Source organism: Vibrio sp. 704 (assembly GCF_033339295.1).
In genome coordinates this window covers 23344-34938 of the sequence record NZ_JAWOUH010000015.1, presented here as the reverse complement: position 1 = coordinate 34938, position 11595 = coordinate 23344, and the positions used below count along the sequence as shown (strand labels likewise).

Annotated in this window: 9 protein-coding genes; 4 read left to right on the top strand and 5 right to left on the bottom strand. The window is 45.8% G+C overall.

What is annotated here, in order from left to right; translation table 11 throughout:
• Position 1: 1 nt before the first annotated feature.
• From R7R24_RS17785 to R7R24_RS17770, 4 genes are all read right to left on the bottom strand, one after another.
• Positions 2-655 carry a potassium channel family protein gene (locus R7R24_RS17785; protein ID WP_005375180.1) on the bottom strand — a complete coding sequence of 218 codons (654 nt, stop codon included), beginning with the start codon at positions 653-655 and terminating at the stop codon, positions 2-4.
• Between the two features lie 151 nt (positions 656-806).
• Positions 807-1505, bottom strand: coding sequence for a response regulator transcription factor (locus tag R7R24_RS17780; protein ID WP_054578634.1), 699 nt, complete (start codon positions 1503-1505; stop codon positions 807-809).
• The gene (locus R7R24_RS17775; protein WP_191116091.1) at positions 1502-2536 is read right to left on the bottom strand and encodes an ATP-binding protein; all 1035 of its coding nucleotides are present in this window, start codon (positions 2534-2536) and stop codon (positions 1502-1504) included. The genes R7R24_RS17780 and R7R24_RS17775 overlap by 4 nt, the downstream gene beginning before the upstream one ends.
• A gap of 237 nt (positions 2537-2773) precedes the next feature.
• Positions 2774-4627, bottom strand: a complete 1854-nt coding sequence (locus R7R24_RS17770) for an ABC transporter ATP-binding protein (protein WP_042521744.1) — start codon at positions 4625-4627, stop codon at positions 2774-2776.
• Between the two features lie 145 nt (positions 4628-4772).
• Here R7R24_RS17770 and R7R24_RS17765 point away from each other — a divergent pair, with 145 nt between their 5' ends.
• The 4 genes from R7R24_RS17765 to fhuB are packed head-to-tail and all read left to right on the top strand — an operon-like array spanning position 4773 to position 10596.
• Positions 4773-6875 carry a TonB-dependent siderophore receptor gene (locus R7R24_RS17765; protein ID WP_054578633.1) on the top strand — a complete coding sequence of 701 codons (2103 nt, stop codon included), beginning with the start codon at positions 4773-4775 and terminating at the stop codon, positions 6873-6875.
• A gap of 51 nt (positions 6876-6926) precedes the next feature.
• Positions 6927-7712: an ABC transporter ATP-binding protein gene (locus R7R24_RS17760; protein WP_005383893.1), complete on the top strand. Its 786-nt coding sequence runs from the start codon at positions 6927-6929 to the stop codon at positions 7710-7712.
• On the top strand, positions 7703-8632 hold the full coding sequence (locus tag R7R24_RS17755) for an iron-siderophore ABC transporter substrate-binding protein (protein WP_318119573.1): 930 nt from the start codon (positions 7703-7705) through the stop codon (positions 8630-8632). The genes R7R24_RS17760 and R7R24_RS17755 overlap by 10 nt, the downstream gene beginning before the upstream one ends.
• On the top strand, positions 8629-10596 hold the full coding sequence (fhuB, locus tag R7R24_RS17750; RefSeq protein WP_054578632.1) for a Fe(3+)-hydroxamate ABC transporter permease FhuB: 1968 nt from the start codon (positions 8629-8631) through the stop codon (positions 10594-10596). The genes R7R24_RS17755 and fhuB overlap by 4 nt, the downstream gene beginning before the upstream one ends.
• A 95-nt stretch (positions 10597-10691) precedes the next feature.
• Here the strand turns inward: fhuB and R7R24_RS17745 are convergent, their stop codons facing one another.
• Positions 10692-11540: a mechanosensitive ion channel family protein gene (locus R7R24_RS17745; RefSeq protein WP_005375171.1), complete on the bottom strand. Its 849-nt coding sequence runs from the start codon at positions 11538-11540 to the stop codon at positions 10692-10694.
• Positions 11541-11595 lie beyond the last annotated feature (55 nt).

The following is an 11595-nucleotide window of genomic DNA, read 5'->3' as shown; positions in this document are numbered from 1 at the left end:
GTTACACCAACCTTGGAGCGACGTATTTCAGCTCAGCGCGACTACCGCAAAGCAACAGCGTGTCGAACTCATTAAGCACAAACTCATCATTGATATTGGTGTAGACGGCTTCTTCGCGCTTCACCAAGATAGGCTGAATGTTGTAACTGCCTCGGCTGATCAACTTAGAAAGCGGCGTATCGTGCAGATTGGATTTAACGTGGATTTCCACCACATACAAACCATGCCCCATTTCCAAATAGTTGTTCACCATCGGATAGTTGAGTGCCTGCGCGACTCTTACGCCCATCTCCTCTTCCGGATGAATAATGCGTTGTACACCAAGCTTAGACACGATGGTGTGGTGTGCTTTGGTGCTCGCTTTGACCCAAATAGATTTCACACCCAGATTTTTCAGCGCCAGCGTACACAACAAACTGGCTTGCATGTCTTCGCCAATCGCCACCAACACCACATCACTGTTCGCTAACGCTAACTCTCTGAGTGCACCTTCGTCTGTTGCGTCACATATGACCGCTTGCGTTAACTCTTCGACGTATTTCTCGACGATTTTCGGGTCGCTATCCACCCCCGTTACGGTGTGTCCAAGATGAATAAGTTCTAAGCTAGCGGCAACGCCAAATCGCCCTAAACCAATTACTGTAAAGTGAGCCATATCAATCCCTAACTGTGTTTTATGTATAGAAAATGCTAATGCGCTAAGGGCTAGGCTGATTTTCCGTCACGAAAAATAGGCAACACGAATCCTGTTCGAGTGCCGATAACCAGCACTAAACCTTGGCATTAACGTTGATTAAATTTGGAATTTAGTGGTGCTTGGACGTCTCAAGCACTAAACGATAACCCAGCCCCGGCTCGGTTTTTAATAGCCGCTGTTCGTCAGCACTATCGTTCAGTTTTTTGCGTAGTTGACTCACTAACACGCGTAAGTAGTGAGTGTCTTCGACATGACTTTTTCCCCAAATCACCGCTAGCAAATGAGTTTTCTCAATGAGTTTTCCCGGCTTGAGAATCAATTGTTCAATGAAAGAAAACTCTTTCTTGGTGAGTGGAATTTCCCTCTGATCCAACCAAAATTGGTGAGTGCTTTTGATGATTTTGACTCGGCCAGCCACCAGCTCATCAGCGATGGATTGCTCATCCACCAAATCTCGAACCAGCACTTTGATGCGCGCGATGAGCTCTTTTACGCCAAAAGGCTTGCTCAAGTAATCATTCGCGCCCGCTTCTAAAAGGCGGATTTTTTCCTCTTCTTGATCGCGAGCCGTCAGCACTAGCACTGGCGTTTTATACGTCTGACGAAGCGTAGTGAGAAACTCCTTCCCATCGCCGTCGGGCAAGCCTAAATCTAGCAGAATGACGTGCGGCGAATGTGCTTCGAAACACGCTTTGGCTTCTGCAATGGTACTCGCGCCAATGTAATCAAACCCTTCAGCAGACAGCGAAATTCGAATAAAGGTATGAATGCGAGGCTCATCGTCCACGACTAAAACTTTGTAACTCACGCCTGCTCTGCTCCTTGATTGAGTGGAAGTCGAATGCGGATCAGCGTCCCTTCTGATACTGGCATAGATTGAATCTCTCCTTGGTGTGCGGTGATGATGCCTTTGGCAACCGCGAGTCCCATTCCGGTGCCTGAATCGGCCGATTTGTTGTTCGCGCCGGAATAGAAAAGGCTGAATATTTTTTCCGCATCTTCAGCTTTGATGCCAATCCCCATGTCCCGAACATCAATCACGCACGACGAACCCTGCTTAGAAAGTGAAACCTCAACAGATTCATTCTCTGGTGAAAATCGCATGGCATTATCCAACACATTAAAAATCGCTTGTTCGATTAGCGAACGACTTACTGATAAATAACCAACGGAATCATCCATATTCATGGAAACTTTCTCAGTGTAATTCGGCAAACGAGAAACCGCATCCCGCACAATATCTGCAATCAGCTCATCTTTTTTGGTAATTTTTAATGTGCCATGCTGGAGCTTAGTCGCCTGTAAAAGGTTCTCGATATATTGGTGCAAACGGTGGCTTTCTGAAGTCGCACTGTCGAGCAATTCTTTGCGCTCTAAGTCATTGAGCTTGGGCATGTACTCGTTGAGTGTGGTCAATGTTCCAATAATGGTTGCCAGCGGCGTGCGTAGGTCATGGGACACCGATAGCAGGATGCTGTTTTGCAGCTTGGTTTGTTTTAACTCTCCCTGCTGGCGACGATAAAGATCCGCAAAGGTGCTGGTGATAAATGCCACCACCATAAACACGACTAAATTAAAAATGTCTTCCGGACGAAACATCTGCAAAGAGTAACGAGGCGTCGTGAAAAAGAAGTTGAAGCTCAACGCTTCGATCACCGCCGCCGCATAAGCGAATCGCGAGTTGCATTGAAACGCCACCACCACGACCGCTAACTGTAAAATCAGCAGGACTGCGGCTGTAGAGCCAAACAGTTGGTCTAACAACCATGAGACGACAACCGCGCCAACAATCACGGTAGTAGAAAAGAGAAAGGTGTTATCTCGCCATTGAACAAACATAAAATACATCAACCAAAATTCGATGTAGAAAACTTTAGCAAAAGCCCATTCGGAGTTCGCGTAAAAAAAGCGTAAAAAATTCAATAACGACAGTGAGTTATAAACATAACCATCATTAAGTTGGCCTAACTCAATGAATAATCACAAGTTAACGTTGCCCATTAACGCCTACTTACTCGGTATAAACGACAGACACAAAAAAGAGGAGCATTTGCTCCTCTTTCGTGTAGCGTCATATTAGATGACTTGCAGTTGAGCATCACCTTGCTCAGACAAAAATCCGCCGGTTTGATGCTTCCACAACTGAGCGTAAACACCACCCAATTGCAGCAGCTCGTAATGCGAGCCTTGCTCAATGATTTTGCCGTCATCCATTACAATCAAACGATCCATCGCGGCAATCGTTGATAAACGGTGAGCAATCGCAATCACTGTTTTTCCTTCCATCAGAACTTCAAGGTTTTCTTGAATTGCCGATTCTACTTCTGAATCAAGTGCAGACGTTGCTTCATCCATGATCAAAATTGGCGCGTTTTTCAGCAGAACGCGAGCAATCGCCACACGTTGACGCTGACCACCAGACAGCTTCACACCGCGTTCACCCACTTCAACGTCATAGCCAACGTTACCTTGCTCGTCTCGTAGAGATTGAATGAAATCATGAGCATGTGCTTTCTCAGCAGCTGCGATAACGGCATCCATTGAAGCATCTGGATCACCGTAAAGAATGTTCTCTTTAATTGAACGATGCAGCAAAGAGGTGTCTTGCGTGATCATACCGATGTGTTGGCGAAGAGACTCTTGTTCGACTTGAGAAATGTCCTGTCCATCAATACAAATCTTACCGCTATTTACGTCGTAAAAGCGCAGCAACAAGTTGACCAACGTGGATTTACCTGCCCCAGAGCGACCGACAATGCCGACTTTTTCGCCCGGTTTGATAGTCAGATTCAAGTTCTCAAATACTGCCTTCTCATCACTGTAGTTAAAACCTACGTGATCAAAGCAGATCTCACCTTGAGAGATTTGCAAAGGCTTAGCATTTGGTACGTCTTTCACTTCAACATCGTTTGAAATCGTATTAATACCGTCTACTACTGTACCGATGTTTTCAAACAGTGCGCTAACTTCCCACATGATCCACTTCGACATACCTTGTACGCGCAACGCAATACTGATGGCAATCGCAATAGCACCAATTGTTACAGCGTGATCTAGCCATAGATAAACCGAAATGGCACTAATAGACATCAGCAGCAAATAGTTGATGGCATCCACACTAAACAGTAAACAAGTCACCATGCGCATTTGGCGGTAAACCGTCACCAAAAATTGCTTCATGCTGCTTTCTGCGTATTCCAACTCTCGTTGCGAGTGCGCGAATAGCTTTACGGTAGATATGTTGGTGTAAGAATCGACAATGCGCCCAGTCATTACAGAACGAGCATCCGCTTGCTCTGTCGCTACTTGTTTCATTTTAGGGATAAAGTAGAACTGGATAACCGCGTACATTCCTATCCAAATCACAATAGGCAACATTAGCAAACCATCGGCTTCGCCCATCATCCAGAGCATCGAAAGAAAATAAACGCTGATATAAACCAGTACATCCACCAGCTTCATGACCGTTTCTCGTACCGCTAACGCACTTTGCATCACTTTGGTCGCAACTCGGCCTGCAAAGTCACGCTGGAAAAATCCAACCGCTTGTTTTAGCAAGTAACGGTGAATCAACCAACGGATAGACATCGGGTAGTTACCCAATAACGTTTGGTGCATCACCATTGAGTGGACAAAACCGAGAGCTGGCATCACAACCGCCACTAAGAACAGCATCATTAGCATGCGATCACCCTGGTCTTGCCAGAATGTTGCGCGATCTTGATTAGAGAGAATATCGACGAGCTCGCCCATATAACGCAACAGCGTCACCTCTGTAATGGCAATAAGCGCACTGAACACAGCCATAACGAGTAAAGGGGCTTCAAAGCCACGAGTGTAAAAACGACAAAAGCCAAATAGCGTCTTCGGTGGCTTTTCGGTTTCCATCTGGGGAAAGGGTTGGGTCAGTTTTTCAAACCAATTGAACATAACAATGACTTTAGGTACCGCGAATGAATTTGCGAACGTTTTACTATCTTTTGATACAAAAGTCAGTAAAATACCGAAACAAAAGCTCAAATGATAATAATTACAATTAAGCTTAGCGTTAATCATAATTATCGGGAATAGATTTATGCAAAAGAATAACTCACTGACCATCGCTATCCGCAACGCGTTGGTTTGTGCTTTAGCACCTACAGCAGTGGTTGCATTCACAGCACAAGCTCAAGAAGACGTCGTACAAGATGACGTGATTGCCATGGAGACCATAACGGTCACCGCGCAAGCACTTAAAGTAGAAACCCCGGCAGCAGAAACGCCGCGCAGCGTATCTATCATTTCTGAAGATGAACTTCGTGTTCGTGCACCGAAAAAGCTAGATGAAGCATTACGCTACACGTCTGGTGTAACCGCTCAGCCTTATGGCGCAGACAACGACACTGATTGGTTCAAAGTTCGTGGATTTGATGCAGCGACTTACCTAAACGGCAACCGCCTATTCCGCGATGGTTACTACACATGGTTGGTCGAACCTTACGGCCTAGAAAGTGTAGAAGTCGTTAAAGGTCCATCGGCTATTCTGTTTGGTGAATCGGCACCAGGCGGTATCGTGAATGCTGTTCAGAAAAAACCAACGTTTACGCCTCAAGGCGAAGTAAAAGTCGAAGTTGGCAACAACCAACACCAATCCGTAGGTTTTGACATTGCTGACGAAGCAAACGACGCAGGCACTGTGCGCTATCGTTTGGTTGGCTTGATGACAAGCCAAGATGGTGAACTGGACGGCACAAATAACGAGCGTTTCTACCTAGCGCCAAGTGTCGAGTTCGACATTTCTGACCGTACAATGCTGACCGTTTTGGCAACTTACCTTCATGATGACGGTGTACCAACTAACCCATTCTTCCCGGCAGCAGGTACTCTGATTGGTTCTAACTTTGGCAAAATCGATCCTTCGACTAACCTTGGTCAGCCAAACTACGATAAATACGAACGCACGCAGTTTTCTCTAGGTTACTTACTAGAGCACGACATCAATGACATGTGGTCACTCTCGCAAAACCTCAACTACGGTTCGAATGAGTTGTACTTGCGCAGCTCTTACGCGTTCTCAAACAACGATCCAGCGAAAGAAGAGTTAACGCAAGGCATCGTATTCCGTGACGGAAAAAACCAGAGCATTACGTTCGATAACAATGCTGTCGGCAACTGGATGACAGACAACGCAGAGCACACAGTGCTTATCGGTATGGATCTGCAATTCCACAAAACCGATGGCGACGAGCAAGACAACTATGCATTTGGCACTATCAACCCGTGGAACCCAGTTTACGGCAACTTCACCCCTCTTGATCCTGCCAACAACGTGAAACGTGAGATTGAGAAATCTCAAGCAAGTCTCTATTCACAATACCAATTGAAACTGCATGAACAGTGGATTGGTAACATAGGTGCTCGTTACGACTGGGTGAAAACAGAAAACTCTGGCAAAGGCGCTACCGTTGATCAAAGTGAATCTCGTGATGATGGTCAGCTCTCTCTAAGTGCGGGTGTGATGTACCTTGCAAACAATGGCCTGTCACCTTACGCAAACTACTCTCAGTCGTTTGAAGTGATCAGCACTATTGATGCGGCAACCAATGAACTTTACAAACCGCTGGAAGGCGAGCAAGTAGAAGTGGGTGTAAAGTATGAGCCAAGCTTTATGGATGGCTTTATCAACCTTGCATGGTTCGACATCACGCAAAAGAACGCGTTGGTCACTAACCCATCAACATGGATTGCGACACAAACAGGTGAAGTGACATCTCAAGGTATTGAGCTAGAAAGCACGGCGCAGCTAACCGACGATCTAAAACTGATGGCAAGCTACACCTACACTAAAGCGAAAACAGATGAGAGCTTTGGCCAAGGTAAAAAACAAGCCGCACTTATTCCTGAGCATCAAGCGTCTGCATGGGTAGACTACAGCGCCTACAGCCTGATTCCAGGCCTCAATATCGGTACTGGTGTGCGCTACGTAGGTGAGTCAAAAGATAACCCTAAGAGCTCGAACCTAACGGTTCCTTCTGTCACTCTTTGGGATGCGTCAGTCACTTACGACATCACTTCACAGTGGCAAGCACAGCTAAACGTGAACAACATCCTAGATAAAGAGTTTGTTTCAGGTTGCGATTACTGGTGTTACTACGGCCAGTCTCGCTCTGTTATGCTAAACGCAAACTACCGCTGGTAATTGTACTTCTACTCCCCTCTATTGAGGGGAGTTTTCTCCTAAGAGCCATCCATGTTTCAACTGTCTAATATTGAGATCGTGCGAGGTGGACGTCAGATCCTCGGCATCGAACAACTTAACATCCCAACAAATGAGCTAACGGTCGTTTTAGGCCATAACGGTTCAGGTAAGTCGACACTGGTGAACCTGCTTTCTGGTCAAATGCCACCAGATAAAGGCACGGTAACACTAAACGATACTTCCCTTTCATCACTTAAAACCAAAGAGTTGGCAAAACAGATCGCCTATTTGCCACAAAAGCTGCCCTCTTCAGCTGGTTTAACGGTCGAAGAGCTAGTGCGCTTAGGTCGCTTTCCGTGGCGTGGGGCACTTGGTCGTTGGAAAACCGAAGACAAACAGATCATCACGCAGGCTATGGAACGAACAGGGGTTACACCTTTTGCTCAAGCTTTGGCGGATGACTTATCGGGCGGTGAGCGCCAACGTGCTTGGGTGTCTATGCTACTGGCTCAACAATCGCCAATTTTAATTCTCGATGAGCCAACCTCGGCGCTCGATGTTCACCATCAGTTTCAACTAATGGCGCTGCTGGCAGAACTGAATCGAACCGAGAATGTAGGCATTATCGTGATCCTGCACGATCTGAACTTAGCACTGCGCTACGCCACCCACATTGTTGCGCTCAAAAAAGGTAAAATTGCCTTCGAAGGCAACGCCGACATGTTGTTAGACGAGGCACGCCTTTCTAAACTATATGAGTCACCAATTAAGCTGATTGAACACCCAAGCCCGGCTAACACATTAGCGAGCCAAAAGGTGGCTGTTGTATGCGCATAATAGCTCGTTTACTTACTTTGGTTATGCAATCTGCCTTCCTATCGGCATTTTTTATGACCAACGCAAATGCAAAAATCACCATTACTGATCAATATGGTGAGCATAGTTTTGAGCAAGCGCCACAACGCGTTGTTGCCTTAAACTGGGACATCTTAGAACAAGTTTTGGCGCTAAACGTAGAGCCAATCGCAGCCCCAAATTTACCAGGCTACCGCCAATGGGTAGTCAATCCAACCGCACCAGAGTCAATTGAAGATATTGGAACCCGAGCAGAGCCCAACTTAGAAAAAATAGCCAGTTTGAAACCAGATGTCATCCTTGCTGCGTCTCCACAGCAAGACTTGATTCCGTTACTCAAACAAATTGCTCCGGTAATCTATTTACCTAATTTTTCTGAAAATGAGGCCGCAGCTGAAACGGCCATTCGTCACTTTCGTACGCTCGGCAAGCTATTCAATAAAGAGGTACTTGCTGAACAGAAATTGGCAGAATTAGATGCTTCATTTGCGCAGATGCGCCAGCGAATTCGCCACTATTACTCTGCTCCACTCAGCGTTCTTGTGATGCGATTTTCAACTCCGAATACTGTATTACTTGCAACCGAAAACTCCACCACTGACTACGTGGTTAGAAAACTGGGATTACAGGCTCCAATTAAAGAGGACCCACGTGCGTGGGGAGTAAAGCAAGATCGAATCAATCGGCTTCAGAGCCTTCAAAACAGCTACGTTCTCTACGTACAACCTTTCCCAGAAGAACGAAAACTGAAAGAGTCGCCACTTTGGCAAGCGATGCCGTTTGTGAAAAAGCAGCGGGTAAATTCAGTCAGAGCAGTGTGGGCGTATGGCGGTGCCATGTCTTTGCAATACACCGCTGAAGCGATTACCGACAGTCTAATAGAGTTGGCACCAGAACAATGAGAACGAAACATTATATTGGTTATCTGGCGCTGATTACGTTACTTAGCGTCTTTAGCCTACAAATTGATACTAATTTATCACTTTTCGAACAATGGCAATTATTAACAAAACCAGAGGTAGCAACCGAGTTTCGTGACGTATTCTTTACGCAAGCGCAGCTTCCTAGGTTAAGTATGACCCTGCTTGTTGGTGCCATGCTTGGTCTCACCGGCAGCTTAATGCAGCAATTAACGCAGAATAACCTCACCTCGCCGTTGACTCTTGGCACCTCTTCTGGTGCTTGGCTTGCATTAGTCGTGGTAAACATTTGGTTCGTCGATTGGGTCGCCGATTACTCTGCATTAGCCGCAATGGTTGGGGCTTTAGTGGCGTTTGGCCTGATCGTATCAATTGCAGGCGTGCGTAATATGACAGGTTTGCCGTTGGTCGTTTCGGGGATGGTGATCAATATCTTGCTCGGTTCTATCGCCACAGCCATTATTATTTTAAACGCCCAGTTCGCACAGAATATTTTTATGTGGGGAGCCGGAGACCTTTCTCAATACAGCTGGGATTGGTTTGAGTGGTTATTGCCTCGCTGCGCTATCGCAATCGTAATTTTGATCGTCGCACCACGTATTCTGACCTTAATGAAACTAGGACAAGAAGGCGCAGCAGCCCGAGGCTTAGCGGTATTACCCGCGTTTGGTGCGTTAATGGTGATGGGTATTTGGCTGGTATCTGCCTCCATCACCGCAGTTGGTATTATCAGCTTCATCGGATTACTGACACCCAATATTGCCAGAGCGATGGGGGCAAGAACACCGCGCGACGAATTGATCAGCAGCATGCTTTTGGGCGCAATGCTACTAATCATCACAGACTCTGCCGCTATCTCGCTGAGCTTATGGTTAGAGGAAACCATTCCTAGCGGTGTAGCGGCTGCAGCTATTGGCGCTCCCGCTTTAATTTGGTTTACTCGTAAAAAGCTGACGGCAACCGATCAACTTAACCTTTCAATGAGCCAAGGAAAAACGGCGCTTTCTAAACGCGCGGTATGCAGCATTGCGCTATTCAGTCTGGTTGGGATTCTAGCTTACTCATTCGTTACCCATGGTATAAACGGAATTCAATGGTCTGTGCCAGGTGAGTTCCAATGGCAATTGCGTTGGCCGCGAATGTTAACCGCACTTTCTGTCGGTATTGCGCTATCCGTTGCCGGAATCATTTTGCAACGCATTGTTTATAACCCTCTGGCAAGTCCCGATATTCTCGGTGTGTCTTCCGGAGCCACGTTTGCCATTATAACGACAGGAGTCATCGCTGGGTCGCTTCTCTCCGCATTTAGCTGGGGTATCGCTTTTTTCGGAAGTATGTCCGTATTGATGTTATTGCTGATTATCGGTAAACGAAGCCATTTTAATCCATCTAACTTCGTGTTGTCCGGCATCGCACTAACGGCACTATTAGAAGCCCTCGTTCAATTTTCGCTAGCTCAAGGTTCTGGTGACAGTTACAAAATTTTATTGTGGCTAACTGGTTCTATTTATCGAGTCACAGCCGACACCGCACTGATGCTATTTTTGGCCATAATAGTTCTGCTTGCCGCTGTATTCTCGATTTCTCGTTGGCTAACACTAATTTCCATCGGGCGACAATTCTCAAATGCACGAGGGCTTAACCCTACCGTAGCCAATACGCTTATGCTCACCATCGTTGCTTTGTTATGCGCCTTTTCTACCGCTACAGTTGGTCCAATATCTTTTGTTGGCTTGGTCGCTCCCCATATGGCGATGATGTTAGGAGCAAGAAAAGTGAAAGAGCAACTGTGTGTCGGTGCCTTAATTGGCGCAACCCTAATGTTGTGGGCAGATTGGCTAGGACAAATCGCTATTTATCCAAGTCAGGTCGCAGCTGGCACGTTGGTCGCTATTATAGGCAGCACTTACTTCCTATTTTTAATGCTGAAGAGTAAATTCAGCTAAGTTGGGAATATTGTTACAGCCTAAAAATACGCTAAGAAAAACAAACCCCGCTATTTTGATAGCGGGGTTTGAAATTAAAGGCGAAGTACGATGCTCTATTCTTCTCGCACTACAGGAAAACGTTGCTCATAAAGTTCCATAAAGTCCTTACGAATTAAGTGCTCTAAGTGGTTCGCTTTATCGGTTGGGCAGAAAATCATCACGTGCAGAATTTGTTCACCATTAATGTTACTAGAAATATGCATATGTGGCTCAGAACCAGGAAGGTCAACACCGGCATGTTTTTCAATCATCGCATTGTAACGATGTGCAACATCAGCAAAGTAACTGCAATGTTCTTCAATTTTATCAGTTAAAATCGGTAGCAGTGGATACAAATTGACGAAGTCTTTCACCACTACAGAAAAGTTGTGGTAAACGTACCGCTTCATGAAGTTGAGGTTCTTTACTGGATAGGTAAAGAACATACTATTAGGCAATGTCGCTGTTTTGCCGGTGTAATGATATTGCCCATGATGCAGGTCGATCTCTTGAATCACCGTCGCCATCATATTGTGCTCAATCACTTCACCGCATAACTTCCCGACCTCAATCCAGTCCCCAACGCGAAAAGAACGTGAACTTGCTCTTTGAATCGAACCCGTAAAACACAAAATGATTTCTTTGGATGCCACTACAATGGCAACGGCAATCGCCGTTACACTCAGAGCAAACTCGTTAATTTCTGATTGCCATAAAATAAATAAAATCAGTAATGTAACAGCAAAGGTGCCATTTTTAGTTCTGGACATCCAACTACGCTGATCTTCTGAGAGAAAAGCGTGATCACCACGAATCATCGATAAAATTGCACGACGAATTAACCACATAATCGCAAAGATCAGTGCGGTAAAAATCAATTTATGAGTGAGAAGAAAATCGACAACTAACTGCACTTTCTCCATTCCACGGCTCCCTCGAATAAAAATACGGCCCAGTAACAGCTAACGATAACAAATT